Source organism: Kribbella ginsengisoli (genome assembly GCF_039537185.1).
GTDB classification, from domain to species: domain Bacteria; phylum Actinomycetota; class Actinomycetes; order Propionibacteriales; family Kribbellaceae; genus Kribbella; species Kribbella koreensis.
Genome location: NZ_BAABAA010000006.1, coordinates 208,202 through 234,877, shown reverse-complemented (window position 1 = coordinate 234,877; position 26,676 = coordinate 208,202). Strand labels below are relative to the sequence as shown.

The window sequence follows — 26,676 nt, the reverse complement described above, 5'->3', positions numbered from 1 at the left end:
AAGTTCGAGCCTTGGCGGTATGGGTGACTACGACTTCTTGGAGGGCCTCCGGCTCGGCGCCGGTGACACCTGTGTGGATGTCGGTTGTGGCGACGGAACCGCCGTCGCCGCGCTGACGCACGCGCACGTCAAGGCGATCGGGATCGATCCGGATCCCGAGGTGATCGCCGTCGCGGGCAGGCGGACGCCTGGCGCGGTGTTTCACGTGGCACATTCCGGCGATCTGCCGCTCGAGGACGAGTCGGTCGACGGCTACCGCGCCGCGAACGTCTTCCACTTGCTGCCGGACCCGCTGCCGACGTTGGCAGAGGCAAGGCGGGTACTACGCCCTGGCGGGCGGATCGCCCTGATCGGTCAGGACTACGGCTTCCTGCTGCTCGACAGCGACGACCAGGACCTGACCGACGTGATCGGTCTCGGGCTGGAGTCGCGGTCGGTGGCGCCGCGGGCAGCCCGGAGCTATCGCGATCTGCTCCTCGACTCCGGGTTCCGCGACGTGGAGGTCGCCGTCCATGCCCGGATCACCACCGACTACCGGCAACTGGCCGACGACCTGGCGGATGCCGCAGCGGCTTCGATCAAGAAGGCGCTGATCACCCGCGAGGACGCCGACGGCTGGCTGGCCGAACAGGCCGACCGAGGCCGGCGCGACCGCTTCCTGGGCATCGCACCGATCCTCGTCGTCACCGGCACCCGCTGATCCGCGTACTAGCCGGTCTTCAGTCCCCCACGCCACGTGACGGTGGGCAGCAAAGCGCCGAGGTTCACCCGGTCCTTGTGCTCGGCAACGATCGGGAACATCGACTCGATCAGCGTGTCCGACAGTAAGTGTGGCTGTAGGCCGAGGCCGACCAGGCCGGTGTGCTTGACGTTGTAGTAGTGCTCGGGCTGCTCGACCCGTGGGTTCTCCAGGTGGTCGACCTGGACCGGACCGGGGAAGGTATCGGCGACCAGCTCGGCGATCTCCGCGACCGAGAAGCTCTCCGTCATCTGGTTGAAGACGCGGAACTCACCGACCTCCGCCGGGTTCTCGACCGCGAGCCGGATGCACTCGATGGTGTCCCGGATGTCCAGCAGGCCACGCGTCTGGCCGCCGGTGCCGTAGACGGTCAGCGGCTCGCCGAGCACCGCCTGGATGACGAAGCGGTTCAGCACCGTGCCGAAGACGGCGTCGTAGTCGAACCGCGTGGCCAGCCGCGGATCGCGGATCGTCTGCGGTGTCTGCTGGCCGTAGACCACGCCCTGGTTGAGATCGGTCACGCGCAGTCCCCACACCCGGCAGCCGAACTCCAGGTTGTGCGAGTCGTGCACCTTGCTCAGGTGGTAGAACGAGCCCGGCTTCTTCGGGTAGAGCATCCGGTCCTTGCGGCCGTTGTGCTCGACCTCGAGCCAGCCCTCCTCGATGTCGATGTTGGGCGTGCCGTACTCGCCCATCGTGCCGAGCTTGACCAGATGGATGTCCGGGTCGATCTCGGCCACGGCGTACATCAGGTTGAGGGTGCCGATCACGTTGTTCTGCTGCGTGTACACGGCGTGCTGCCGGTCGATCATCGAGTACGGCGCCGCCCGCTGCTCGGCGAAGTGCACGATCGCCTCGGGGCGGAACTCCCGCACCACCCGATAGACGAAGTCGGCGTCGCACAGATCGCCGGAGTACGCCGTGATCTGCTGCCCCGACACCTCGTGCCAGGCTGCCACCCGGGTGTCGAGATCCTCGATCGGGACCAGGCTGTCGACACCGAGTTCGCGGTCGTACCCTCGCCGCGCGAAGTTGTCGAGCACCGCTGTCTGATGTCCGCTGTCGGACAGATGCAGTGCTGTCGGCCACCCCAGGTAACCGTCACCACCCAGGACGAGAACGCGCACGGACCAACCACCTTCCGGACGGAAATGTTGCCTTTGTCCTGTCATGTGTACCCAGCCAGTGGAGGATTCACCTGCGTGGAAGCTGGCAATCTCCTGTGAATCCGGTCGCAGGTGCAACGGCTGGGACGGACGATGCAGAATGGGCGACGTGAAGAGGCCGGCCAACTTGCTGACATGGGCCAAGTACTCAGCGTCATCACTGGTGGCCACCGCAACCAGCGAGGTCTTCTTCCTGCTCTGCTACTGGATCGGTACGACGTCCGCAGTGGCCAGCGTGATCGCGTTCGCGGCCGGTGCCGTGCCCAACTACTTCCTGAACCGCCGCTGGGCGTGGAACCAGCAGGGCCGGGTCTCGGCCCGGCGCGAATTGTTGCCCTACGCAATCATCGTGCTGGGCAGCGCGGCCGTCGTGATCGCCTGCACCACCGCCGGCGACCATGTCGTCCGCGGCTGGATCGATTCGCACACCTGGCGGACGATCCTGGCCGGTGCGGTCTTCCTGGCCGCGAACGCTTTCACGTTCATCCTGAAGTTCGTACTGTTCGACCGCTACGTCTTCTCGGGACGCGAACGTACTCCCGCCACCAGGTAGTGGTCATCACGCGCGCGTAGTTGGCGCCGTAGACGAGCCCCGGTCCCTTCTTGCTCGTCCCGTCTCCTCTGCGCCGCATAGTCATCGGCAACTCGACCACCCGGGCACCGCTGGCCAGTACGCCGAGCAACAACTCCGACGACTGGTACTGCGGTTCGCGCAACGTCACCTTGCAGGCAAGGGCTGTCCGCATCGCGCGGAACCCGAACGACGTGTCGGTCAACCGCCGCATGGTCAGAATCGACGCCAGGGCAGCAAAAACGCGAACCCCGAGCCAGCGCAACCTGCTGTCCGCGTCCTCCTCGCCCAGGCGTCGTGAGCCGGTGACGAAGTCGGCCTTGCCGTCGAGGATCGGCTGCAGCAACACGTCGAGCTCATCGTTGTCGTACTGTCCGTCAGCATCCGTAGTGGCGACGTACTCCGCTCCGCCCTGCCCTGCCAGCTGGTAGCCGAGCCTCAGCGCAGCACCTTGCCCGCGGTTGCGCGGAGCAACGCAGACGTATGCACCTTGCGCTACAGCGATCTCGGCCGTGTTGTCCTCGGCTCCGTCGACGACCACCAACACGTCGACCGGCAGCCCGGCGCAGGTCTTCGGCATGTTCGCCAGCACCGGGCCGATGCCGCCCGCTTCGTTGTACGCCGCAATCACCACGACGACCGGCGCGAAAGCCACGACGCCATGTCTGGCCCGAAAGTCGTCCAGCGCTTCGGAATCGGTCTGGTCCGGATAGTTGTCCAGCGGCGGCCGCGCCTGATCCTTGCCGAGGATCGCCCGCAGACCCAAGGCTCCGGCAAGCGGGAAGAACACGAGGCCTGGCAACTGATAGCGCCAGGAGAACTCAAAAGCCGCTGACCCCAGTAAGAGGATCACCCCCGCCGCTGCAGGCAGGAGAGCAGCAGCGCGCAACCCTGACTGCCTAGCCCGACCAACCCCAGCCACTGCGGCCAGTGCGATCAGTACTGCGATCCCTAGCGCCAGACCTGACGTGTAGCCCCCATTGAGTTGGTAGGCGCGCAGTACGGCGGCTGGGCCGTGGTTGACGTGGGGAGCTTGGCCACCCCACTCCTGCGACGCCTCAGCCGTGTGCGGGTCCTCGAGGTTCGGGTAGGTCAGCTGGAACTGCCAGCGCTCCAGCGGTACGTCATCCGGCGAGGTGGTCCTGGTCGGCGCGAATCCCTTGAGGAAGTCCTTGGTCGCGGCCCACGCGACATCGAACGGCTGATGCTTGATCACCAGCGAGCTGAACTCCTGGGCCAGCTCCTGCTTGGTCGTGCCGGGTGGCAGCGGTCCAGGCCAGTTCGGGTCGCCGTAACGGTTGTGCGCGTATTTATCCACACCCAGTCGCCGGCCGAGTGGCTCCTCCGGGCAGAACAGCTTGGTGCCCGCGTTGAGCGGCAGCTTGGCGCAGTCGGCGACCTGAGCGGTACGGCCGTACAGGACGGTGACGTCCGCGCCGGAGATGGCCCACTTGCCTGTCTCGCTGTGGATGTAGCCGACGTAGGCGCCGAAGACGAGGGTGAAGCCGGCCAGGGCGGCAGCGGTTCGCAGTACGAGCCGGCCGCGGTGGTGACGCCAGTCGGAGCCGACTACGACGAGGTACAGGACCGCGGCGACGATCAGGGTCAGCCCGATCGTGCGTACTGCGAAGGTGGCACCCAGGAGGAGGCCTGCGAGCAGTGCCCGCTTCCAGCCCGGCTTGCCCCAGCCGAGCAGGGTCCAGAGGATCGCTACGAGCAGCACGTCGAAGGTGGTCTCGGCCATGATGTTCTGCTCGATCTGCACCTGGTAGGCGTCGAGCAGGATCGGTGCGGCGGCCACTGCGGCCAGCCAGCGGTAGACGGTGAGCCGCCGGGCCAACGCGTAGATTGCGACGCCTATGGCCAGCCCGGCCAGGTGCTGCACGATCACTACGCCGGTGAGGCCGCCGAGATCGACCAGTGGCTTCAGGACGAAGTCGTAGCCGATCGGGTTGAGCTGATCGGGCTTCAGGTCCTTCATGTTGGTCAGGTACTGGACCGAGTCGACGTAGATGATCGCCGGTCGATAGGCGATGGTCGCCAGGACCCGCAGTACCAGACCCACCACCAGGAAGATGGCGAGCAACCAGTGCGTCCGGAGCGCCCTTCTCACTGGGCTTGGAAGTACTGCCAAGTCCGTGCCAGGCCGTCCTCCAGCGAAACCGTGGGCCGGTAGCCGAGCGTCTCCGCGCTGGCGGACACGTCGACGACCACGGCCGGCATCTCGCCGGCCGGTGCCTCCACATGCTCGGCCGGTACTCCGGCACCCGTCACTGCGCGCACTGTGTCGACCAGGTCGAGCACTGAGACCGAGTTGCCCGAGCCGATGATGGCGCGGCCGTCGAACCGGGTGTCGAGCGCCAGGAGCACGGCAGCGACCACGTCATCGACGTACACGAGGTCCCTGCGCTGTTTGCCGTCGCCGTAGACCTTCACGCCGGTACCGGCGAGGGCTGCTCGCATCATGCGCGGCACGAAGCTGTCCTTGTGCGACATGCCCGGGCCGTAGACGTTGGTGAAACGCAGAGCGGCCGTCGCCAGCCCGTAGCTTCCGGAGTACGCCGAGAGCAGCATCTCGGCCGCTGCCTTCGTGGCGCCGTACGGCGTGAGCGGGCGCAGCGGCTGCTCGGCAGTGATCGTCTCGGTGCCGACATTGCCGACTACCGCGTTGGTGGAGGCCATCACGAAGCTGTCGACGCCGCTACCGCGGGACAACTCGAGCAGCACCTGGGTGATGGTGACGTTCTCGGCGAAGGTGCGCATCGGGGCGTCGACGGAGCGCAGTACCGACGTCAGGGCCGCCAGGTGGACCACCGCCCGCGGCCGCGTCTCGAAGGCCGCGATGCAGACCTCCTGCTCGGCCAGGTCACCGGTGATCACCGTGATGCCCGCGTCGTCGGCCCACGCCGCATCCGCCGGCTCCCGGTCGACCGCCGTCACCGGCAGGTCCCGCTCGCGCAGTGCAGCCACCACGGCCCGCCCGATGAAGCCCGCGGCACCCGTCACGAGCACCCTGTCGTCGAATCCGTCCATACCAGCAACCTACCGGTGAGGGTCCAACTCGCCGACGGCCGGAAGCGGTCCGCCACGAACCCTTGACCAGGGGTGACGATGATGGGGAAGATCACCCCGGACGCGGGCTGACAACCTTGTCATCGGGGCCGCGTAAACCTCCGGTACGCGGCGACCGCCGTACGCCGGTCTTGTCGTGCAAGGAGCGTTGATGGATCTCCGCCGCCCCCTGGGGCTCGTCACGGCCGTCGGGCTTGTTGTGACAATGTCTGCCATGTCCTCCACGTCAGCGAGCGCCGGTTCCTCCGCGAGCCCGGCCGCCGAAGCACAGCCGGCCGTGTCCGGTTCCAGCTTCTTCACCTCTTTCGAGCCGGGCCAGCCACAGCCCGGGTACACCGACGCGGTCGAGACCGGCCCCGACGGTCAGCCGCGGGCAGGCGGTGTCGAAGGCCCGACGCCGACCGGGATCGGCGGCAGCGAGATGGACAAGGTCGTCAAGGTGACCGCGAACGGCGAGAACACCGGCTCCGGTGAGATCGCGACCAACGCGGCCGACGGTGACAAGTTCACCAAGTGGCTGGTCTTCGAGCCGACCGGCTGGCTCACCTACGAGACGTCGGCCCCGGTGGTGATCCGCAAGTACGCGCTCACCTCGGCCAACGACGCCGACGGCCGCGACCCGCAGAACTGGACCGTCTCCGGCTCGAACGACGGGACGACCTGGACCACCTTGGACACCCGGACCGGCGAGAGCTTCGCCAACCGGTTCCAGACCAAGGAGTACAGCTTCTCCAACGAGACGGCGTACAAGTTCTTCAAGTTCGACGTCACGCTGAACCACGGCGAGGACATCGTCCAGCTCGCCGACTGGTACCTGTCCAACGGCGCCCCGCTGCCGCCTCCTGGTAAGACGGCAGAGTCTCGTCTGGACTCCGGCCCGACGAGCGCGTACAACGCCCGCGCCCGGACCGGCTTCACCGGCGTCAAGTCCTTCCGGTACGCCGGTCACCAGACCGCCGAGGGCCGGGGCTACACCTGGAACAAGATCGCCGACGTCGACCTGACCATCGGCCCGGACACCCAGCTCGGGTACAAGATCTTCCCCGAGCACGTCGAGGGCGACCTGAGCTACCCGAGCACCTTCGCCGCCGTGGATCTGGCGTTCTCCGACGGCACCTACCTGAGCGACCTGAAGGCCAAGGACCACCACGGCTTCGAGCTCAGCCCGCGCGGCCAGGGCGATGCCAAGGGCCTGTCGACGAACCAGTGGAACAACGTCGAGGCCGACCTGGGCAAGGTCGCCGCCGGCAAGACGGTGACCCGCATCCTGGTCGGCTACGACAAGCCTTCCGGCCCGGCGGACTTCCGCGGCTGGATCGACGACGTCCGGATCAGCAAGGCGACCACCTCGGACGCCGCCTCCCAGCTGACCGCCCGGCATCACCCGTCGGACCTGGCGATCACCACCCGCGGCACCAACTCCACCGGCGGCTTCTCCCGGGGCAACAACTTCCCCGCGACCGCCGTCCCGCACGGCTTCAACTTCTGGACGCCGGTCACGAACGCCGGCTCGATCTCCTGGCTGTACGACTACGCCAAGGGCAACAACGACCAGAACAAGCCGGAGATCCAGGCGTTCTCGATCAGCCACGAGCCGAGCCCGTGGATGGGTGACCGGCAGACCTTCCAGGTGATGCCGTCCACCGCCGACACGCCGACGGCGAACCGTGACGCGCGGGCCTGGTCGTTCAGTCATGACAACGAGATCGCCCGGCCGTACTACTACGGCGTCACGTTCGACAACGGCAACGCGGCCGAGCTGACCCCGACCGACCACGCCGCGATGATGCGGTTCTCGTTCCCGGCCGGCAAGGCGTCGCTGATCTTCGACAACACCAGCAACCTCGGCGGCCTGACGCTCGACGCGGCGAACGGTGTGGTCACCGGCTACAGCGACGTGAAGAGCGGGCTGTCGACCGGCGCCGGCCGGTTGTTCGTGTACGGCGTCGTCGACCAGAAGGTCGTTGCCAGCGGCAAGCTCGCCAACGGCGGCGGCGCGAACGTGGGCGGCTACTTCACCTTCGGCCCGTCGGTGAAGCAGGTCCAGCTGCGGATCGCCACCTCGCTGATCGGCACCGCGCAGGCGAAGAAGAACCTCGAGCTGGAGCTGGCCGAGGGCAGCCGGTTCGAGAAGGTCCGCAACGCGGCCCAGAACGCCTGGGACGCCAAACTGTCGACGATCGAGGTCGACGGTGCGACCACCGACCAGCTGCACACGATGTACTCCAACCTGTACCGGCTGTTCCTCTACCCGAACAACGGCTCGGAGAACACCGGTACCGCCTCGAACCCGGTGATCAGCTACGCGTCGCCGACCTCGCCGAAGGTCGGGGCGGACACGCCGACCACGACCGGCTCGAAGATCGTCACCGGCCAGACCTACGTCAACAACGGGTTCTGGGACACGTACCGGACGGTCTGGCCGGCGTACAGCCTGTTCTCGCAGGACGACGCGGCCGATCTGGTCAACGGGTTCGTCCAGCAGTACAAGGACGGCGGCTGGATCTCACGCTGGTCCTCGCCTGGGTACGCCAACCTGATGGTCGGCACCAGCTCGGACGTCGCCTTCGCCGACGCCTACCTCAAGGGGATCAAGGGCATCGACGTACAGGCTGCCTACGACGCGGCGCTGAAGAACGCTGCGGCTCGCCCGCCGACAGACAACGTCGGCCGCAAGGGGCTCGACCACTCGGTGTTCAACGGCTACACGGCCAACACCACCGGTGAGGGCTTCAGCTGGTCGATGGACGGCTACATCAACGACTTCGGCATCGCGAACATGTCGAAGGCGCTGTACGACGCGGCCAAGAGCAGCGACCCGCGCAAGCAGGAGTACAAGGACAACTACGACTACTACCTGAACCGCGCGCGCAACTACGTCGCGCTGTTCGACCCGGCGCTGAACTTCTTCCAGGGCCGCAACGGCGACGGGACGTGGGGCAACTCGCCGACCACATTCGACCCGATGGACTGGGGTCACGACTACACCGAGACGAACGCCTGGAACATGGCCTTCTCGACCCCGCAGGACGGCGCCGGCCTGGCCGCCGTGTACGGCGGTCGCGACGGGCTGGCGAAGAAGCTCGACGAGTTCTGGAGCACGCCGGAGGACGCGCTGCACACCGGCGGCTACGGCGGCACGATCCACGAGATGCTCGAGGCGCGGGACGTCCGGATGGGCCAGTACGGTCACTCGAACCAGCCGTCGCACCACATCGCCTACATGTACGACTTCGTCGGGCAGCCGTCGAAGACGCAGGAGAAGGTGCGCGAGGTCCTCGACCGGCTCTACCTCGGGTCCGAGATCGGCCAGGGCTACCCGGGCGACGAGGACAACGGCGAGATGTCGTCCTGGTACCTGTTCAGCATGCTCGGCTTCTACCCGCTGCAGGTCGGCTCGCCGAACTACGCGATCGGGGCACCGCTGTTCACCAAGGCGACGGTCCGGCTGTCCGGCGGCAAGAAGCTGACCATCAGCGCGCCGAACAACAGTGCGACGAACAAGTACGTGAAGGGCGTCAAGGTCAACGGCAAGGCGTGGAGCTCGACCAACCTGCCGCACGACCTGATCGCGAACGGCGGCAAGATCGAGTTCGACATGACCGACCAGCCGTCGACCTGGGGCTCCGGCCGCAACGACGCCCCGCCTTCGATCACGACTCCGGGCGAGGACCCGAAGACGTGGCGCGACTCGACCGAGGACGCCGGTGCGGTGGTCTCGGCCGGTGGAGTCGACGTGTCGGCACTGACCGACAACGACTCGAAGAAGCAGGTCACACTGACCGGCGCGACGCCGACCGTCTCGGTCCAGCTGGAGCAGGGCCGGCCGGTCACGATGTACACGCTGACCAGTGGCAACACCGGGGTCGCGCCGTCGGCCTGGACGCTGGAGGGTTCGAACGACGGGACCACGTGGGCCGAGGTGGACAAGCGGGCTGGTGAGTCGTGGGCCTTCCCGGCGTACACGCGGTCGTTCAGCGTGGCCGCGCCGAAGAGCTACACACAGTACCGGCTGGTGATGACTCCGGCGGCCGGCGCTTCCGGCGTCACGCTGTCCGAGCTGGAGCTGCTCGGCACGCTGAAGGGTGTCGAGGCGGGCGTCCACCCGAGCGACAAGCGGGTCGCCCAGGCCAAGCCGAGCGTCACCCCGTCCCAGCCGATCGACCGCAACTTCGGCTGACACGACAAAGCGCGGCGACCGCCACCGCGGTCGCCGCGCTTCTCGATATCTTCCGGCGGAACCTGCCCCTGAGAGGTTCCGCCGAAGAACTTATGGAGGGGTGGCGACCCCGCCCGGCCTGCCACCCCAACACCAGTACTGACGAGCAAGACTCCGGTTCGGTTGCCTCGGCCCCAATCTGTCCACATCCTGGACAGATCAGCTGTCAGCCGGTCCAGCGGCCGGTGAAGAAGGCTGCGGCCCAGATGGCCGCCAGAGGGACTGCCACCGCCAGGTAGAGGCGGCCTAGCCAGGGTTTTCGCTCGGCCAGGACCGCTAGGCCGATCCAGAGCGGCCACCAGAGCAGGGTGGCGCGGGTGAGTGAGTAGATCCAGAAGGACGTCACGAAGGCAGCGATGGTGCTGGCTACCCAGGCGGCCTCGCCCCAGGAGTGGCGCCAGAGGAGCCACGCGAGCAGGATCAGGCCGACGGCCAGCGCGACCAGCTCGGCCCGGAACATCCAGGTCCAGTCGCTGTGGTCGGCGGCGAAGTGGCCCTTGGTCGCGGCTTCGACGGTGTGCTTCAGGGAGATCCACGGCTTGGTGAACTCGCGCGCCCAGCCCTTCTCCTGCGCCTCCTGCCAGGCGAACCAGGAGCCGTGGATCTGCTTCAGGTAGGCCATGAAGCCGAGCACCGGTACCGCCGGCAAGAACAGCCAGGGCAGCGAGTACCAGTCGCGCTTCTTCGAGGTGAGGAACTCGACGCCGAGCGCGAAGATCAAGAAGATGCCCGACACCCGGACCGTCGACGCGAGCGCGACGAACAGTGCCGCCCGCGCCCATCTCCCCTGCCGGGCCGCGAGCCAGCCCGGAAAGGCGAAGGCACAGAACAACGCCTCCGTGTACGGCGCCGCGAGAAAAACCCCCACCGGCGCCGCGAACCAGATCAGCGCCGCCTTCGGCCCGAAGCTCGTCAGCTGAGGGAACTCGTACTGCGCCAGCCGGGCCAGGTAAACCCCCGCCACCGCACTGGCCACGAGCGAAACAACCACCCCGCCGGCAACCGGACCGATCCCGATCCAGCCGACCACCCGCATCAGGTACGGCAACCCCGGAAAGAACGCCGCCAACGGAGCTCCGGACGGCTCGCCATGGTTGTACCCGTAGTCGGCGATCGCCTTGAAATGCCACACATCCCACTGCAGCCAGGCATGCCACACATTCGGATAGTCGGTCCCCCGGTTGAACAGCAACGGCGCCGACACCGAGATCACGAAGATCCCGATCCGGCTGACCAGCCACCACCCGAGCGTCTCCCGGAACGTCAGATCAGGCCGCCACCGGATCCCCAGCACCGCCCCATCCTTGGCCCGCCGAGCCCGCCGCGGCTGCTCCTCGGAAGCGGCCCGCTCAACAACCACCAGACGCCCATTTCTGCGCACAGCAACCCTGCTGCGCAACCTTCCGCCTAGGCGCCTTCACACCCCCATCGTGCCCCATCCCCATTTCCCAGTCGAACAAGCCGCCCCCAGCCCGCTCGGCCTACCCGCCGCCACTCCGCCCCCAGAACACCACCCCACCAGCGGCCACCGTGACCACCCCGGCCCCCATGATCACCACCGGAATGACCGTCGTCCGCGCCGACACCAGCTCGATGTCACTGACCTTGCCTGACCATTCACATCGTGCGCTGATGGGAAAGAACCCCGGCTTGGTCGTAGCCTCCGGCTCCCCAACCCCGGACGGACCGGACAGCCGCGCTTGACAGAGCTCGGCAGCACCGGACTGGTCATAGGCAAGCCACACGAAGAACGCATAAATCAGCGCACCGAACCCCAACAGGCAGAGCCCGACCACCGCACACGAAACAGCCAACCCTCGCCGCGCGTAGTCCGACCGCATCGTCACCTGGCTCCATTCATCTGGTCCATCAGCCGGCCCGGATCGGATCAGCTGACCACTCCCTGCCTGCGATGGAAGTCCGCCGAGCGTCGCACCGCAGCCGACGAGAACGGAATCTCCTCACCGGTCCCGGCCCCCTTGCCGGGCAACTCGGTGTACCCCCGCAAGACGGCGGCAAGATCCTTCAGCCGTCGATCCCCCGGCGGTACGTCGATCTGGAAATGCCCTTCGTCCACGGAGTCCCGGTAATCCGCTCCCCACCGGATCACCCCGCCGCACTGGGCGAGGATGTCCCGGACCACGAGCATCTGCCAAGGATAGAGGCCCCCTCGCAGGCCGGCGGGAAAGTGTCCCGGCAAGAGATCGATCGCGGTACCTGAGCAGTGGTTGCTTTCATGCTGTGAGGCGAACCGCCCCAATGGCTTGAAGCCGACCAACTCGCCGGCCCGGATTTCGGCTACCTCGTAATGAAATCTCCGCGCCACATACTGGAGAACCACTGAGACGTCCGGATCGGCCAGCACTGTCAGTTCGGCATCCGCGCCCTGCACCGCGGCCGTGCTGAGCGGCACCCGATCGATCGGCCAGCCGTTCGCGCTGCTCGTCCGGCCGGTCGCGGACCACGGACGGGCGTCCCCGAGGACGCTGACCGGTACTGCGAAAGCCCTGCCCGCAGCCAGCTCCGGCAGCACGCCGACGACTGCCACCGCGACCGCGGCCGTCAGCACCGAGCGACGGGTGAACCCGCTGAGACCGGCGATCTCTGCTGTCATGACATCGTCCTTTCCTGACGTTGACGCTGGGCGGCCTTGGCGAACAGGGCCTTCTCGTTGCCGGTCCGGACCAGGAGGGTGTCGGCGAAGCCGCGGCAGAACCGTTCGATGGTGTTCCGGTGGATCGCCTCGCCCCAGATGTCCGGAACGTCCTTGGCCAGCGCCGTCCGGATCGGCAGGTACTCCGCGTTGGTGAGCAGGTACAGAGCCGCGTCACCGACCGACTGCTGGTTGTTCTGGAACCGCAAAGTCAGGAAGTTCCGGAATCTCGTCGCGACCTTGATCGACGCGGAGTTGCCGGCGACGGTGTAGTAGGACTTGACCGTCGCCGAGAAGGAGGGATTCATGGCCAGCAGCCGAGCCAGGTTGAGGCTGTCGAGGTCCTCCAGCAGGTTCCGGTTGTCGAAGGAGTTGTCCAAGTCGATCTTGCCGAGATTGTCGCTCACCCAGACGTACGCGTCGGCGTTCTGCTCGCGGACCCGCCAGTACTGCGCGAAGAGAGTGATGAGGTCGCCACCCCAACCACCGAGGTCACCGATCTGCGCCTTGTCGAAGGGGCTGCCGGCGACCCACACGCGGGCGGACTCGATCGATGCCGCCCAGTGAGACACCTTGAGGTCGTCGAACGTCATCGGTTCGGTGAAATAGGTGATCCGGTCCGGAAAGCCGGCCTGCGCGAGCCTGGCATCGGCCACGGCCGTGAACGGGCCGTCGGCGGACTCGAGCTTGAAATAAAGCAGCCACTGGTAGTCGTTGTAGTCCGGAAGTCGCAGGTAGCGAAGCGTGAGGTCGATAGCCCGCGCCGCTCCCTGACCTTCCGAGGCGGCGAAGTCGAGCGCCGCATCGTACAACGCACTCAGATAGGCGTTGAACTGCTGAAGAACCGGAGCGTCGCGACGCAGCGACCGCACTCCGGGGTCCCGGCCGGACTTCACGTCCTTGTCGATGTCGATCTTTCCGGTGCCGGTGCCGAGGGTGAGCGTCTGGATCTGGTTGAACGACCAGTTGACCGGCAGTGGGAAACCCATGTTCCCGCTGAAGCCGGTCGACATACCGCTGACGAAGCTGAACCGCGCGTACGTCTGGGAGCTCACCTGGGTGCAGAGATTGCGCGAACCGTAGACGCCGTGCGGGTAGACCTTGCCACGAGATCTCAGCCCGGCCTCGACTCCCTGGAAGTACGGAACGATGTTGCTCTCGATCTCATCCTGGGTGGCGTCGTAGTCGACCGCGAAGTACAGCGCCGTCCCAGGCGAGAACCCATAGCCGCGGGCCGCGTCGTGGGCCTCCAACGCGTTCGCGAAACCCTGGGTGAAGGTGAAGTCCGTGACCACCCGGCCGTTCGCCTGGTAGATGGGGAACAGAGTGAGGCCGGCGGCGAGGATCGTCGCGATCTCGCCGGGTTGGATCTTCTTGTTCTTGGTAGATCCTGGCACGTTGGTGAGGTACCGGCCGACGGTCTGATAGCCCGCCGCCTTCACCGTTGCCGCGCGCTCGGTGGTGATGTAGTCCAGACTGCAGTCGAAGGCCCTGCCGGGGCGCTCCGGATCGCCCGTACTGACCAGCAGCTGGGCCCAGGTCGCGTAGTTGCCGCTCCCGGTCTCGTCGAGTCCGGAGAACTTCTGGAAGCGGATGACCCGGCCGGCGAGATCGCTGCCGAACGAGCCGTCGAAGGCATTGTCGTAGGTGTTGAAGACCATCGCGGCCTGGAACAGGTGAACGAACTGACGGGCTCCGTCGGTTGATCCCTGCTGGACCAATCCCTGGGCCTTCAGGTTGGCCTGGGTGGTGGGGCCGAAGGTGCCGTTGGCCTGGGTGTCGGACAGGCCGAGCTCGAACTGGAGGGCGAAGATCAGGGCCTTCTGCACGTCGCGGGAGAAGTGCCCGTCGCACGGCATCATGAAGAACGGCACCCGGTCGTAGTACCGGTTGTTCATCCACTGCTGGACGGTCCGGATGGTCTCCAGCCCGCCACCCATCAGCACATAGGCGTCCATCGTCAGCAGAGCCTTGAAGACCTTGGGACTGACCTTTCCGTTCACCCGTCCGCCGAGGCCCATATCGGTCATCATGTTGCTGATCGCCTGACCCGTGGCGCTTCCGTACTGCCCGTTGATGAGTCCGGGACCGTAGCCCTTGCAGTAGCAGGCGCACTGGATGATCTTCACCAGGTTCTGGTTGGCCTCGCCGGTGCCGATGTCGCCGTGCGCGATCAGTGCGCTGATCGTTCCGGGGCCGAAGTTGTTGGACAACGCCGTGATCCCGAGCTCGTGCTGAAGCGCCCGGGTGAGCGAGTACATCGTCGCCCAGCCGGTCTTTCCCGTCTCGGGGGCGGCGACATAACCGGAGACGTTCGCATAGGTCGCATTCACCCACTGCTGGGCCGCTAACACCATCTGGTCCATTGAATCCCTCTCGAGTCCTGTCACCGGGCGGCAGAAACGGCACCTCGAGGAGGTGCCGTTTCGCTGTCCGCTACCGGACCTGGATCAGTTGCAGCTGAAGGCGGTGGTGTGGTTCATGATCGTCGCACCGGCGGCGTTCTTCATCACGCTGGTGGCGTCCATGCACCCGACGTTGCGCGACAGCGGGCCGGCGTAGTACTTGAAGGTGCCGGCATCCGTGGTCTTGGCCGGGTGGTCGCTGTCCCAGACGGACAGCGACATGTACTTGCTCATTCCGTAGTACTTGCCTCTAGCAACCAGCTTGGCGCAGGTCACGCCCGATCCCTTGTACCAGTACAGGGTGGCCGCGAGCACACCGGCGGAGTCGAGGTAGTCGCGCTTCGCCTGCACCTCGGACGTACACGTCGCAGTGACGGCCGCGGACGCCGTGGACGCGCCCGAGAGCGGCATCAACAGGGCCAGGCCGCTGACGGCGGCCACTACCCGGAAGACGGACTTGTTCCTCGAGAACTGCATGAATGCTTTCTCCTCTGATCGGCAACGGCGAAAGCTCGGCCAGCCCGGCCGGGCGCACCGAAAGCTATCCGTAGCGATCGAGCCGCGGCAACGGTTCTGCACGTTGTTGCAAGTCAGGGAAAAGCGAACGGCACCTCGGTGTCGAGGTGCCGTTCGGTGGTGCTATTGACCGCCGCCGCCGGGTGTCTCCGGGGTGTTCGTCGGCTTGGTCGGTTTGGTCGGGATCGACGGCCAGCCCGGTGGTTTCGTGGTCTTGGTGTTCGTCGGGGGCGGCGGCGTCGGGCTGTTGGTGTTGGTCGGCGGGGGCGGGGTGTTCGAGGGCGGCGGCGTGTTCGACGGGGGCGGCGTGTTCGATGGCGGCGGGGTGTCCGTCGGCGTCGGGGTGAACGTCGGCGTCGGGCTGTCCTCGATCTCGGCCTTGTCCGGCTCGGCGAACGGCTCGTCCGGCACACCCTTGAGGGCCGGCTCCATGTAGGCCAGCCAGGTCCGCACCGGCCAGTTGCCACCGAAGAACGCATCGTCGCTGCTGTACGGGTCGAGGTCACCCTCACCGGTCTTGCCGGCCCGGTACAGCACGGCAGTCGACAGCTCTGGTGTGTAGCCCACCCACCACGACGTCAAGGTGTCCTTGCCTTCCTTGCAGCCGCCACACGCCTTGTCTGCCTTGCGGTGCTCGAGGGCGACACCACCAGCGGTACCGGTCTTGCCGGCCACCGGCCGGTCGAGGGCCTGGGCCTTGTCGCCGGTGCCGTGCTTGCCGTCGACCACGTTCTGCAGAACGTAGTTGACCATGTTGGCCACCCGCGGTTCGAAGACCTGCTTGCCCTTCTTCGCGATGATCTCCTTCTGGTCCGTCCAGGTCTTGAAGTTCGGGCCACTGACGGACTTCAGGACATGCACCGGCACGGCCTTGCCACCGGCCGCGAAGGTCGCATAGGCGTTGGCCATGTCGACCGGTGACGCGTACGGGTCCGGGCCGAGCACGGTCGACGGGTTGTTCCGGCCACGTTCGAGGCTGGGGCTCTTCGGCACGCCCGCCAGTTCGGCAGCGTTGACCAGTTTCGCCGGACCGTTCTCCATCTGCTTGTCGACCAGGTCGTAGAAGGCGGTGTTGATGGACTGCTCCATCGCCTCCATCAGGTCGACGTCACCGTAGCTGCGGTCGAACTCGTTGTTGAGTTCCTGGCCCTGGACCTCGATCGGGCTGTCACCCTGGAACTTGTCGTAGATGCTCCGGTCATCCATCAGCGCCGCCGCCAGGGCGAACGGCTTGAAGGACGAGCCGGGGCGGCCCGGGGCGGTGGCCCAGTTCAGCTGGCTCTTCAGGTAGTCGGGGCCGCCGTACATCGCCACGAGCTGCCCGGTGCCCGGCGTGACCGACGCGAGTCCGACATGGAGATTGTCGCGCTTCTTCGGCAGCTCGCTCTGGGCTGCCGCGACCATCATGTTCTGCCTGCGCTTGTCGAACGTGGTGACGACCTTCAGGCCGCCGCCGCTGATCTGGTCCTGCGGGACCAGCTTCCCGAGTTCCTTCTTGGCCATGTCGAGCAGGAAGCCGTTCGGGCCCTGGTACTTGCCGCCGCTCTTCTTCGGCTTGTTGATCACCGGCAGCTTCGCGCTGTACTGCGCTGCTTTCGCCTCCGTGATCGTTCCGCTCTGCCGCATGCCGTCGATGACGTACTGGTACCGCTCCAGGATCCGCTTCTGCGCCGCGGCCGACTTGTTGTCCGGGTCGAACCGGGTCGGGTTGTTCAGCACGGTCGCCAGGAAGGCGGCCTGCGGAATGCTCAGTTTGTTCGGCTCGGGAACGCTGAAGTACGCCTGGCCGGCCGCCGCGACGCCGTACGCGCCCTCGCCGAAGTAGATGGTGTTCAGGTACCCCTCGAGGATCTGCTTCTTGTCCTGCGACCGGCTCAGCTTGGTCGCGATGAAGAGCTCGGAGAACTTCCGGGAGAACGTTCGCTCCTGGGTCAGGTACATGATCTTGACGTACTGCTGAGTGATCGTCGAACCACCCTGGAGTTGCTCACCGCGGGCGATGTTGAAGGCTGCCCGCGCCATGCCCGACGGCGACACGCCCGGGTTCGTCCAGAAGGTCCGGTCCTCTGCCGCAATCATCGCGTCCTGGACGTACTTCGGGATCTGCGCCAGCGGCACCGAGCGGCGGTTCTGCTCGTAGAAGGTGCCCATCACGGTCTTGCCGTCGGAGTAGTAGACGGTCGTCGTGTTCGCCGCGAACTCCTTGTTGGGGTCCGGGATGTCGGTCGTCTGGTAGCCGATGAAGAAGGCCGCGACGACGCCGATCACACCGAGGAAGAACAGCCCGAGCAACCAGCCCGCTACTCTCAGTGCCCAGTGTTTCTTGCGGCGTGCGCGGGTAGGAGCCTTCCTACGACCTTCACTCACAGTGCAATCCTCGACGATCTCGCTGAAGTCATTGCGTCACAGAGTACGGCGGATGTGGTAACGGTCCCTATTCCGCCTTGGATCGTAGCCGCCTCACCCGGTCAGCACCGACTCAGCCGGTCACGTGCGGTGCGAGCAGCGTCACAGCGATCAGCGCGGCCGGGAAGCAGGCGAGGAACATGGTGAACGTGTAGCCCATGATGTCGCGCGCCTTGAGCCCGAGGATGGCCAGCGTCGGCAGCATCCAGAACGGTTGCAGCAGGTTGGCACTGGCCTCTCCGAGGTCGTACACGACCACCATCCAGCCCGCGTCGACATGCAGCTGGTTGGCCGCGTCCAGCACATAGGGGGCCTCGATCACCCACTTGCTGCCACCACTGGGCACGAACACCCCCAGCACGCAGGAGTAGATGGCCACCAGCGGCGGGAAGAAGAACTGGTTGCTTGCCTGCACCAACCACCCGGCCAGCCTCGCCGAGATGCCGGTGTACGCGATCATGCCGAAGATGCCGCCGTACAACGGGAACTGCAGCAGTACTCCAGCCGCTGCCGGCGCACCGTCGCGCACGGCCCGCGCCATCCGCCACGGCCGCCAGTGCAGCAGCATGGCGAGCAGGAACAGGATCAGGTTGACGGTGTTCAGGTCGAGCGCGTTGAAGAAGCTCTTGCCGTCGAAGTACCGCACCAGGTAGATCGCGCCGAGCAGCACGACCAGCAGGCTGAACAGCGGCGAGTGCTCCAGCCAGTCCCCCGGCCGGCGCTGCTCGTCGTCCTCACAGTCCACCCGCTTCCCGTTGTACGCCGAACCGCGCCCGATCAGCGGTCGCAGCTCGATGCCGATGTCCTCGGCCGTCTTGGCGTTGCCCTCCCCGGGTGCGACGAACCACGCCATCGTCACGCCCACGGCGTACACGATCACCGTCGCCACGATCGCTTGCCAGGTGAAGATCGTGTCGCTGAGCGGGATCAGCCCACTGGCGTGCCCGCCGGCCCGGATCACCTCCTGCACCGGCGCGGGGCTACTACTCGCGCTGGCGACCTGCAGAGCGGCCGAGCCGGATAGCCCCTGCGCCCAGACCGTGCCGAGCCCCAGGAACGCCATCGCACCCAGTGCCCGGTAGTCGGCCTTCGGCACGTTGCGGGCGACCTCACGGGCCAGGATGGCGGCAAAGATCAGGCTGAAGGCCCAGTTGAGGTACGACGCCAGCATCGCGACCGCGGCGACGAAGGCCACCGCCGTACGGGGTGACTTGGGGATCCGGGCCAGCCTGGTGATCAACCGGGCGACCGGGCCGCTGGTGGCCACGGCGTACCCGCCGATGATGATCATCGCCATCTGCAGCGTGAAGGTGATCAGGCTCCAGAACCCGAGCCCCCAGGCGTCGACCAGGCCGTAGCCCTTGGTCGCGGCCGGGTCGTCCGGGCGCTTCAGCAGCGGCTCGCCGGTGATCAGCCCGAAGACGAGCACCACGAAGGTGCCGACCAGCACGAATCCGAACGCGTCCGGCAACCACTTCTCGGTGAAGGCGGTGAAGCGCAGCGCGGTCCGGGCCAACGGGCCCTCGCCCTCGGTGCCGTGCTTCGCGTGCTTCCCATGGCTGTCCGCCATGACCCTCCGCTCCTGACCCACGACGCTGTGTCAGCTGATTAACGCAGATCAGCGCCTGACGTAACAGGTTTTTCCGCAGTGGGTCGTGGGATAGCTAACAAAGTCCGTCTTTGTCAGGAGTTGTCCACAGCTGACCGCCGTGCTTACAGTGGCGGAGCGATGTATCAACTCGATACATCAGGTCATGACAAACCATGACAAAATGGTCGAGGGAGGTGGGTCATGGGAAACCGCAGCGGGGTCCTGGAACTCGCCGTACTCGGCCTGTTGCACGAAGCGCCGATGCACGGATACGAGCTCCGCAAGCGCGTCAACGCCCAGTTCGGCTGGGGACGCGTGCTGTCGTTCGGATCGCTCTACCCGTGTCTGAAGGCGATGCTCCGCAACGGACTGATCTCCGCCGACGCCGGTACGACCGACGCCGGGCGGAGGCAGAAGATCGTCTACACGATCACGGCTGACGGCAAGGACCACTTCGCGCAAGCGATGCACGACGCCGGACCGTCGGCGTGGGAGGACGACACGTTCGGCGTCCGGTTCTCGTTCTTCGGCCGGACCGATCCGGCCACCCGGTTGCGCATCCTCGAGGGCCGACGGGCCCGGATGGAGGAACGGCTGGCCAACTTCCGGGCCGCGATGAGCCGGACCGCGGAGCGGGTCGACGCGTACACCCTCGAGCTGCAACGGCACGGCCTGGAGTCGGCCGAGCGCGAGGTCCGCTGGCTGAACGAGCTGATCGACGGCGAACGCAGCCGGCAGCGGCCCCCTGAAGAGCACCAACCGCCTGTTCCACCCCCCAACTAAGGAGTTCCAGATGACTTCGATCCGCGTAGCGATCGTCGGTGTCGGCAACTGCGCCAGCTCGCTCGTCCAGGGCGTGCACTACTACCGCGACGCGAAGCCCGACGAGCGCGTCCCCGGTCTGATGCACGTCCAGTTCGGCGACTACCACGTCCGCGACGTCGAGTTCGTCGCCGCGTTCGACGTGGACGGCAAGAAGGTCGGACTCGACCTCGCCGACGCGATCGGCGCCAGCGAGAACAACACGATCAAGATCTGCGACGTGCCGCCGAGCGGTGTCACCGTGCAGCGCGGTCACACCCTGGACGGCCTCGGCAAGTACTACCGCGAGACCATCACCGAGTCCGACGCGGCGCCGGTCGACGTCGTCAAGGCGCTGAAGGACGCGCAGGTCGACGTCCTGGTCTGCTACCTGCCGGTCGGTTCCGAGCAGGCCGCGAAGTTCTACGCCCAGTGCGCGATCGACGCCAAGGTCGCGTTCGTCAACGCGCTGCCGGTGTTCATCGCCGGCACCAAGGAGTGGGCCGACAAGTTCACCGAGGCGGGCGTGCCGATCGTCGGCGACGACATCAAGTCGCAGATCGGCGCCACCATCACCCACCGGGTGCTGGCCAAGCTGTTCGAGGACCGCGGCGTCACGGTCGACCGGACGTACCAGCTGAACGTCGGCGGCAACATGGACTTCAAGAACATGCTGGAGCGCGACCGGCTGGAGTCCAAGAAGATCAGCAAGACCCAGTCCGTCACCTCGCAGCTGGTCGACAAGATCGACCCGCGCAACGTGCACATCGGCCCGTCCGACTACGTGGCCTGGCTGGACGACCGCAAGTGGGCCTTCATCCGGCTCGAGGGCCGCAACTTCGGCGACGTCCCGCTGTCGCTGGAGTACAAGCTCGAGGTCTGGGACTCGCCGAACTCGGCCGGCATCATCATCGACGCGATCCGCGCGGTGAAGATCGCCAAGGACCGCGGCATCGGCGGCCCGATCCTGTCCGCCTCGTCGTACTTCATGAAGTCGCCGCCGGAGCAGTACGCCGACGACGTCTGCCGCGACCTGGTGGAGAAGTTCATCAAGGGCGAGGTCGAGCGCTGAGCTAGTCCCCCTGTACTACGGAAGGCCTCCCTGCTCGTCCTGAGCAGGGAGGCCTTCAGCGCGCTTGGGCAGCGTCGATGTCGAGGAGTAGGTCGGCGCGGGAGGTACGGGAGTACAGGACTCGTTTGCCGTCTCGGCGTGAGGTGCAAAGGCCGGCTGAGACGAGTACTGCGAGGTGCTGGCTGACAGTGCCGGGGCTGAGGACGAGGGACTCGGCCAGGGCCGTCGTTGAGAGTGGGACGCTCAGGTGCGCCAGGATGGCGGCTCTGGAGCGGCCGATGAGGGCGTCGAGGCCGCCGACGATCGACTCGACCGGGCGTTCCCAGAGTTGGCCGGCGCCGCGTGCGGAGTACGCGATCACTGGCGGGGTTGAGTTGTCCGCGAGCATCACACCCGGCCCGCGGAAGACCAGTGGCAGCAGCCAGAGCCCCTGGCCAGTGGAGGGCAGCCGTACCTGTCCCTGGCCGAGCGCGAGGGTTAGGCCGTCTCCTGCCCAGGTGACTGCGTCGTGCAGCTCGTCGAGTGCTCGTTCGAGGCCGTCGGAGGCCAGGGCGACGGATCGGTGGGCGATGTCGGCGCCGGTGATCGCCTCGATGCGTCCCCAGAGGGGCTCGAGTACTGCCGTCCAGTACGCCGCCATGGCTTCGGCTGTGCGTTCGGCGTACTCGCGACTGGGCATCCGCCCGATCCGCGAGCCGAGCTCGCGTAGTACCCGGAGATCCGACTCGAGGACCTGCTCGTCCGTCGTGGCGAGCCGGGCGAACTGGTCGAGCGGGTGGGCCGGGCGGGCCGACGGCATCGGACCCAGGAGATCGGGGATGAAGTGATCGGCCTGCGTGAGCTCCAGCAGCAGCGCGAGGTCGAAGTCCGGGTCGCGCGGCACCCGGGGCTGCAGGTGCCGGTGCAGCTGGAAGTGCTGACGGTGGTTGATCAGGGTCAGGCTCGCCGTCGTCTCCCAGACCGCGTCGCTGGTGAACCGGACCTTGGTGAGGTCCGGCACCGTCAGCTCCAGCTCGATCATGGTGCTCTCCTCTTACCCGGCGGATCCGACGTGCTCTTCGAGCAGCGTGCCCTGGTCGAGAACCGTCAGCCACCGGCCGTGCTTGTACGTGTACGTCACCGCCGTGACAGCAGTGAACCAGTAGTCGAGGCGCGGAATGGCGTACTTCGTGGTGTATACGATGAAGCCGGTCTTGCAGCCGTCGACCTTGCGCGTCTGCTCGGTCCACGACCAGACCGAGTCCTTGCTGATGAAGCGTGGCTTGCTTGCCGCGGCGACCGCATCGAGGCCGACCCGGACACGACCGTCGGCGACGATGCTCACCACGCCTTTGTCGTGACCGGCGAGCCAGGTGTCCCGGTCGAAGTCGCGGAACGACTCCATGTCGGTCCGCTGCGCCTGGTCGAACTTCTGCGCACAGGACTTGGCCTGTGTCGTCGCTGTCCTGCCGTGGACTGCCGCGTCGTCGTGGGTTGCCGTTTTGTCGTGGGTTGCCGTGCTGTCGTGTGCCGCTGTTGCGGCGTTGGCGGCGCCCGGCATGGCGACGACCGCGGTCGCGGCGGCCACCAGGCTTACTGCGCGGCGGGTGGCGGATCGGTTCATGACGACTCCTTGTTCCTAGGCCCTGTCCGGATGAGGGGCACGAGGGAAGGCTCAGGGTCCAGGCGCCGGCCTTGCCACGATTCGGCGGCAGCCGAAACGTCGGCGTTTGTTGTCGGTGCGGTTCGGTAGCGTCTTGCCTCATGCAGCTGCATGTGGGGTGCGCGATGTGGACGCACACGCCGTGGAACGGGCGGTTCCTGCCGCATCCGCTGCCTGCCTCGGAGCGGCTGGAGGCGTATGCGACCTGGTGCAACGCGGTCGAGGGCAACACGACCTTCTACGCGACGCCGGCACGGGCGACGGCGGAGATGTGGGCCGCGCAGGTCGCGCCGGACTTCCGCTTCGTGCTCAAGCTGCCGAAGGTGATCACGCACGATCTGCGGCTGCACGATCAGGCCGACGTGGAGTTGCGTGCGTTCCTGGAGGCGATGCGGCCGCTCGGGTCGCGCGCGCATGCGTTGTGGATTCAGTTGCCGGCGTCCTTCGGTCCGTCCGAGGTGGGGGCGTTGGCGGCGTTTCTCCGGCGGGCGCCCTCGAGCTTCCGGTACGCGGTCGAAGTACGGCATCCGGCGTTCTTCTCCGACGATCGGGCGACGCAGCAGTTGGAGCAGGTGCTCGGGCGGGTGGGGGCCGAGTGGGTGCCCTTCGACACGATGACGCTGTTCGAGACGGCTGCTTCGAGTTATGGCGAGCGGGAGGCCTGGCTGAACAAGCCACGATTGCCGCGCCGGACGCGGGCGCTCACGCAGTACCCGATCGTGCGGTACATCGGGCGGGACGACGTCGAGGTGACGGCCGCAGGCTGGCAGTACCTCGCGGATCAGACCGCTGTGTGGTTGCAGGAGGGGCGGTCGCCGACGGTCTTCCTGCACACTCCGGACAACGTCGAGGCACTTGCATTGGCTCGGCGGTTCTACGACGACGTCCGCTTGCGGGTGCCTGAGCTGGTACCTGTCCTGCCGCCGCCCGTAGCGGTTCCAGCGGAGCCGCCGACCCTGTTCTGAGGGTTGTCCACAGCTGAGAAATCCGCGGCTGAACGCGGGATGAAAGTCCATATGTTCCCCGGTGAGACCAATCTCCCGGGAGGACAGCCATGGAATCCACTGAAGACCGCTACATCCGCACCCAGCCGCTGATCGCCGACCTGCGCCGGCGCGCGGAGACCTGTGAGAACCCACAGGAGCAGGTCAACCTGCGACGATCCGTGGACTCCCTGATCCGCATGGCCCTGGCGCTCGCACCGTGATCGCCTCGCTCGAGGAGCTGCTGGAGCAGCATGCGTGGGCGGCGCTGCGCATCAGCGGCGCCGACCAGACCGCCTGGAACGGTGAGATCGTCGAAGCCGGCGAAGGAATCCTCGGCCTCGCGCACTGGGACGGCACGCTGCATCTCGACCGCGAGTACATCCTCGACCCCTTGCGAGATCTCTACGACCGAGCGGATGAGCCGCGGACCGAGGCCGAGCTGCTCCGCTGTCGCGAGGCGCTGGTGACGCTGCTGCACGAGCAGTCGCATTTCCTCGGTCCTGCGGGTGCCACGCAGGAGGCGGCGCGTGCGGCCTTCAAGCTCCCCGGCGGCCGTGCCTTGGAGGAAGGCGTCGCCGAGGCCTGGGCGCACCACCATCTGAACGACTACATCCGCGAGCTCGGCATCGACAAAGTTGCCCCCGGCATCCTTCACGTCCGCGGCGAACCGTCGTACGCCGCGTTCGTCCCGGCCGTCCGCCTCTTCGCCGCCGACCTCGACCGCCTCTCCGGCGCCCCCGCCGGCGAAACCCTCGACCTGCTCAACCGCCAGACCGCCGAGGGCCAATGGCACCAGGCAGTCACCCGCATCTACCACTCCACCCAGCTGCCCCACCTGGTCCCACCCGACCAGGCCCCAGCCGTCCGCCTCCATCTGGAGCAGGCCTTGCGCTCATCCTTCAAAGCCCTGGAACTCTACGAACCCCTCCCTCGAGGCTTCGCCGCCTCCCGCTCCCAGGCCGCCACCACCAGAACCCTCACCCTCCTCCACCAAGAACTAGCCACCGCCGAACGCCACTACACCCCCGCCCCACGCCTTTCCCGAATCCACCTGTCCCCACCGCCCATGCCCACCACCCCACTCCGCCCCATCCCACCGACCGCTCCACAGAGCCGCCCCACCCCGCCGCCGATCTCCATCGCATCGAGCCAGGCCGTGCCGTCGCCTCTGTCTGCCTCGCCCAACCTGACGGCGCCGGCCGCCCCCATGGGCGATCCAGCCACACCTGCCGGGACGTCCGCGTCAACCCACCGGCTCAGCCCGGCCGATTCCTACCAAGCCGCGGCACACGCCTTCGACGGAATCAGCCCGCCAACCGCTTCCACGCCCGCCCCTCCACCCGCCGCGATCAGGGCCACCGCCTCGGCCGGCACAGCTACGAGCGTGAGAGACCTGGAACGCTGACCGTGCCCTGATCCCCCACGACCGTGATCACCTGTCCGTCCTCGACCACGCTCATCACGCCCGAAACCCCAAGCACAGCAGGGATCCGATGCTCCCGCGCAACGATCGCCGCATGCGACAGCCGCCCACCGACCTCGGTCACCACTCCGGCGACCACTCCGAACAGGGGCGTCCACGCAGGATCGGTGAACCGGCACACCAAGATGTCCCCCGCCTCGACCCGCCCGAAATCCCCGACCCCATGGATCAACCGCGCTGGCCCGGACGCCGTTCCCGGGCTGCCGGCGACTCCGCGGAGTACAGGCTCATCGTCCGTCTGCCACGGCTGATGTCTCGCTTCGCGTCGCGGCTGATCCGTGGCATCGAGAGGAGCTGTGATCGGCCGAGCCTGCAGGAGCCAGACCTGATCGTTCTCCATCGCGAACTCGATGTCCTGCGGCCCACCCATCAGCTCGGCAACCTGCTGCCCCAACCGCACGATCCGCCTGACCTGCTCGTCTCCTAAACACAACTCCTTCCGCTGCTCGACCGGCACTTCACTGGAGACAACGCCGTGACCATCACCACCAGCCACCCGATCCCGCCTGACGCCCTTGCTGCCACACCGCCGCTCGATCTCCCCATCGGCCTGCACCACAAAGCTGTCGGGCGTCACCACCCCCTGGACCACGCTCTCCCCCAACCCCCACGACGCCTCGACCACAGCCGCGCCACCTGGCGTCCGAGGATCAGCAGTGAACAGAACCCCGGCCACCTCCGCATCGATATGCCGCTGCACGATCACCGCGATCTCTGGTGCTTGTCCGGGGTGACGCAGCCGATAGGCGACCGCACGCCCACTCCACAACGAGCCCCACACCAACTGAACCTTCGCGACGACCGCAGCCAAACCCTCGACCGCCAGATAGCTGTCGTACTGCCCCGCGGCCGAGCCCTCCTCACCGTCCTCACCACCACCCGACGACCGCACCGCAACCGGCGCATCCCCCAGCACCTCCACCACCCCACCCAACTCCTCCACCAACCACCCCGGCACAACCGCATCCCCACACCCATGGCCGACACCAGCGCCGTCTGCCGTGCCCGAACCGGAGCCAGTGCCGGAGCCAGTGCCAGTGCCGGTGCCGGTGTCGTGGGCGGTGCCGGTGTCGTGGGCGGTGCCGGTGTCGTGGCCGGTGCCGGTGTCGTGGCCGGTGCCGGTGTCGTGGCCGGTGCCGGTGTCGTGGCCGGTGCCGGTGTCGTGGCCGGTGCCGGAGCCGGACTGGTTGGGATGAGTGGCGGCGGAGCGGTGGGCGGCGTTGGGGATTACGAACCCTGGGGGGACTGGGAAGCCGGCGCGGATCAGGCGGCCCAGCGCAGCTGCTTTGGCGCCGGCGTTCTCGGGTGTGGCTTCGGTGAGCGGGATGATCAACGGGTGCTTCCCTCCGGGACA

The 26,676-nt window shown here is 66.9% G+C and carries 21 protein-coding genes; 8 read left to right on the top strand and 13 right to left on the bottom strand.

Annotation, left to right across the window (positions count from 1 at the left end):
• The first annotated feature begins 19 nt into the window (after positions 1–19).
• Positions 20–700, top strand: a complete 681-nt coding sequence (locus tag ABD768_RS22060) for a class I SAM-dependent methyltransferase (RefSeq protein WP_343968125.1) — start codon at positions 20–22, stop codon at positions 698–700.
• Positions 701–708: 8 nt separating this feature from the next.
• Here ABD768_RS22060 and ABD768_RS22055 read toward each other — a convergent pair whose 3' ends face one another.
• Entirely contained in the window at positions 709–1,866 is a 1,158-nt protein-coding gene (locus ABD768_RS22055) for an NAD-dependent epimerase/dehydratase family protein (protein ID WP_343968123.1), read from the bottom strand.
• A gap of 148 nt (positions 1,867–2,014) precedes the next feature.
• Here ABD768_RS22055 and ABD768_RS22050 point away from each other — a divergent pair, with 148 nt between their 5' ends.
• Positions 2,015–2,458, top strand: coding sequence for a GtrA family protein (locus tag ABD768_RS22050; protein WP_343968121.1), 444 nt, complete (start codon positions 2,015–2,017; stop codon positions 2,456–2,458).
• Here the strand turns inward: ABD768_RS22050 and ABD768_RS22045 are convergent.
• The gene (locus ABD768_RS22045; protein ID WP_344843454.1) at positions 2,388–4,589 is read right to left on the bottom strand and encodes a glycosyltransferase family 2 protein; all 2,202 of its coding nucleotides are present in this window, start codon (positions 4,587–4,589) and stop codon (positions 2,388–2,390) included. The genes ABD768_RS22050 and ABD768_RS22045 overlap by 71 nt on opposite strands.
• Positions 4,586–5,509, bottom strand: a complete 924-nt coding sequence (locus tag ABD768_RS22040; protein ID WP_344843451.1) for an NAD-dependent epimerase/dehydratase family protein — start codon at positions 5,507–5,509, stop codon at positions 4,586–4,588. The genes ABD768_RS22045 and ABD768_RS22040 overlap by 4 nt, the downstream gene beginning before the upstream one ends.
• A 253-nt stretch (positions 5,510–5,762) precedes the next feature.
• On the opposite strand from ABD768_RS22040, the gene ABD768_RS22035 reads away from it, so the two are divergent.
• Positions 5,763–9,728 (top strand): GH92 family glycosyl hydrolase, encoded by a 3,966-nt coding sequence (locus ABD768_RS22035; RefSeq protein WP_344843448.1) that lies wholly within the window; start codon positions 5,763–5,765, stop codon positions 9,726–9,728.
• 205 nt (positions 9,729–9,933) lie between these two features.
• On the opposite strand, the gene ABD768_RS22030 is transcribed toward ABD768_RS22035, so the two are convergent.
• From ABD768_RS22030 to ABD768_RS22000, 7 genes are all read right to left on the bottom strand, one after another.
• Complete coding sequence (locus tag ABD768_RS22030; RefSeq protein ID WP_344843445.1) at positions 9,934–11,127, bottom strand: mannosyltransferase family protein; 1,194 nt, start codon at positions 11,125–11,127, stop codon at positions 9,934–9,936.
• Positions 11,128–11,248: 121 nt separating this feature from the next.
• A complete protein-coding gene (locus ABD768_RS22025; RefSeq protein WP_344843442.1) occupies positions 11,249–11,614 on the bottom strand; it encodes a hypothetical protein in 366 nt (121 codons plus the stop codon).
• A gap of 41 nt (positions 11,615–11,655) precedes the next feature.
• On the bottom strand, positions 11,656–12,381 hold the full coding sequence (locus ABD768_RS22020) for a M15 family metallopeptidase (protein ID WP_344843439.1): 726 nt from the start codon (positions 12,379–12,381) through the stop codon (positions 11,656–11,658).
• Positions 12,378–14,777, bottom strand: coding sequence for a glycoside hydrolase domain-containing protein (locus ABD768_RS22015; RefSeq protein WP_344843435.1), 2,400 nt, complete (start codon positions 14,775–14,777; stop codon positions 12,378–12,380). Before ABD768_RS22015 ends, ABD768_RS22020 begins: the two co-directional genes overlap by 4 nt.
• A gap of 93 nt (positions 14,778–14,870) precedes the next feature.
• Positions 14,871–15,302: a hypothetical protein gene (locus tag ABD768_RS22010; protein ID WP_344843432.1), complete on the bottom strand. Its 432-nt coding sequence runs from the start codon at positions 15,300–15,302 to the stop codon at positions 14,871–14,873.
• Between the two features lie 162 nt (positions 15,303–15,464).
• The gene (locus ABD768_RS22005; RefSeq protein ID WP_344843430.1) at positions 15,465–17,708 is read right to left on the bottom strand and encodes a transglycosylase domain-containing protein; all 2,244 of its coding nucleotides are present in this window, start codon (positions 17,706–17,708) and stop codon (positions 15,465–15,467) included.
• Positions 17,709–17,820: 112 nt separating this feature from the next.
• Positions 17,821–19,317: a short-chain fatty acid transporter gene (locus tag ABD768_RS22000; RefSeq protein WP_344843427.1), complete on the bottom strand. Its 1,497-nt coding sequence runs from the start codon at positions 19,315–19,317 to the stop codon at positions 17,821–17,823.
• A gap of 222 nt (positions 19,318–19,539) precedes the next feature.
• Here ABD768_RS22000 and ABD768_RS21995 point away from each other — a divergent pair, with 222 nt between their 5' ends.
• Positions 19,540–20,121 carry a PadR family transcriptional regulator gene (locus ABD768_RS21995; protein ID WP_343968105.1) on the top strand — a complete coding sequence of 194 codons (582 nt, stop codon included), beginning with the start codon at positions 19,540–19,542 and terminating at the stop codon, positions 20,119–20,121.
• A gap of 10 nt (positions 20,122–20,131) precedes the next feature.
• Positions 20,132–21,211 (top strand): inositol-3-phosphate synthase, encoded by a 1,080-nt coding sequence (locus tag ABD768_RS21990; protein WP_343968103.1) that lies wholly within the window; start codon positions 20,132–20,134, stop codon positions 21,209–21,211.
• A gap of 55 nt (positions 21,212–21,266) precedes the next feature.
• Here the strand turns inward: ABD768_RS21990 and ABD768_RS21985 are convergent, their stop codons facing one another.
• Together ABD768_RS21985 and ABD768_RS21980 are read right to left on the bottom strand one after the other, a co-directional pair.
• Complete coding sequence (locus ABD768_RS21985) at positions 21,267–22,232, bottom strand: winged helix-turn-helix domain-containing protein (RefSeq protein ID WP_344843424.1); 966 nt, start codon at positions 22,230–22,232, stop codon at positions 21,267–21,269.
• A 12-nt stretch (positions 22,233–22,244) separates the two neighbouring features.
• Positions 22,245–22,814 (bottom strand): hypothetical protein, encoded by a 570-nt coding sequence (locus tag ABD768_RS21980; protein WP_344843422.1) that lies wholly within the window; start codon positions 22,812–22,814, stop codon positions 22,245–22,247.
• A gap of 140 nt (positions 22,815–22,954) precedes the next feature.
• Here ABD768_RS21980 and ABD768_RS21975 point away from each other — a divergent pair, with 140 nt between their 5' ends.
• The 3 genes from ABD768_RS21975 to ABD768_RS21965 all read left to right on the top strand — a co-directional run bounded on the left by ABD768_RS21975 (position 22,955) and on the right by ABD768_RS21965 (position 25,244).
• On the top strand, positions 22,955–23,818 hold the full coding sequence (locus ABD768_RS21975) for a DUF72 domain-containing protein (protein WP_344843420.1): 864 nt from the start codon (positions 22,955–22,957) through the stop codon (positions 23,816–23,818).
• 89 nt (positions 23,819–23,907) lie between these two features.
• The gene (locus ABD768_RS21970) at positions 23,908–24,060 is read left to right on the top strand and encodes a hypothetical protein (RefSeq protein WP_344843417.1); all 153 of its coding nucleotides are present in this window, start codon (positions 23,908–23,910) and stop codon (positions 24,058–24,060) included.
• Entirely contained in the window at positions 24,057–25,244 is a 1,188-nt protein-coding gene (locus ABD768_RS21965; protein WP_343968093.1) for a hypothetical protein, read from the top strand. Before ABD768_RS21970 ends, ABD768_RS21965 begins: the two co-directional genes overlap by 4 nt.
• Here the strand turns inward: ABD768_RS21965 and ABD768_RS21960 are convergent.
• Positions 25,216–26,655: a PEP/pyruvate-binding domain-containing protein gene (locus tag ABD768_RS21960; protein WP_344843414.1), complete on the bottom strand. Its 1,440-nt coding sequence runs from the start codon at positions 26,653–26,655 to the stop codon at positions 25,216–25,218. The genes ABD768_RS21965 and ABD768_RS21960 overlap by 29 nt on opposite strands.
• Positions 26,656–26,676: the final 21 nt, after the last annotated feature.

What these genes read in the sequence shown, in the direction of transcription:
- ABD768_RS21995 (WP_343968105.1), top strand. Translation starts at nt 19,540, where the DNA reads ATGGGAAACCGCAGCGGGGTCCTGGAACTCGCCGTACTCGGCCTGTTG.
- ABD768_RS22040 (WP_344843451.1), bottom strand. Translation starts at nt 5,509, where the DNA reads ATGGACGGATTCGACGACAGGGTGCTCGTGACGGGTGCCGCGGGCTTC.
- ABD768_RS22000 (WP_344843427.1), bottom strand. Translation starts at nt 19,317, where the DNA reads ATGGCGGACAGCCATGGGAAGCACGCGAAGCACGGCACCGAGGGCGAG.
- ABD768_RS22015 (WP_344843435.1), bottom strand. Translation starts at nt 14,777, where the DNA reads ATGGTGTTAGCGGCCCAGCAGTGGGTGAATGCGACCTATGCGAACGTC.
- ABD768_RS21980 (WP_344843422.1), bottom strand. Translation starts at nt 22,814, where the DNA reads ATGAACCGATCCGCCACCCGCCGCGCAGTAAGCCTGGTGGCCGCCGCG.
- ABD768_RS22010 (WP_344843432.1), bottom strand. Translation starts at nt 15,302, where the DNA reads ATGCAGTTCTCGAGGAACAAGTCCGTCTTCCGGGTAGTGGCCGCCGTC.
- ABD768_RS21975 (WP_344843420.1), top strand. Translation starts at nt 22,955, where the DNA reads ATGCAGCTGCATGTGGGGTGCGCGATGTGGACGCACACGCCGTGGAAC.
- ABD768_RS22035 (WP_344843448.1), top strand. Translation starts at nt 5,763, where the DNA reads ATGTCCTCCACGTCAGCGAGCGCCGGTTCCTCCGCGAGCCCGGCCGCC.
- ABD768_RS21970 (WP_344843417.1), top strand. Translation starts at nt 23,908, where the DNA reads ATGGAATCCACTGAAGACCGCTACATCCGCACCCAGCCGCTGATCGCC.
- ABD768_RS21985 (WP_344843424.1), bottom strand. Translation starts at nt 22,232, where the DNA reads ATGATCGAGCTGGAGCTGACGGTGCCGGACCTCACCAAGGTCCGGTTC.
- ABD768_RS22060 (WP_343968125.1), top strand. Translation starts at nt 20, where the DNA reads ATGGGTGACTACGACTTCTTGGAGGGCCTCCGGCTCGGCGCCGGTGAC.
- ABD768_RS22020 (WP_344843439.1), bottom strand. Translation starts at nt 12,381, where the DNA reads ATGACAGCAGAGATCGCCGGTCTCAGCGGGTTCACCCGTCGCTCGGTG.
- ABD768_RS21990 (WP_343968103.1), top strand. Translation starts at nt 20,132, where the DNA reads ATGACTTCGATCCGCGTAGCGATCGTCGGTGTCGGCAACTGCGCCAGC.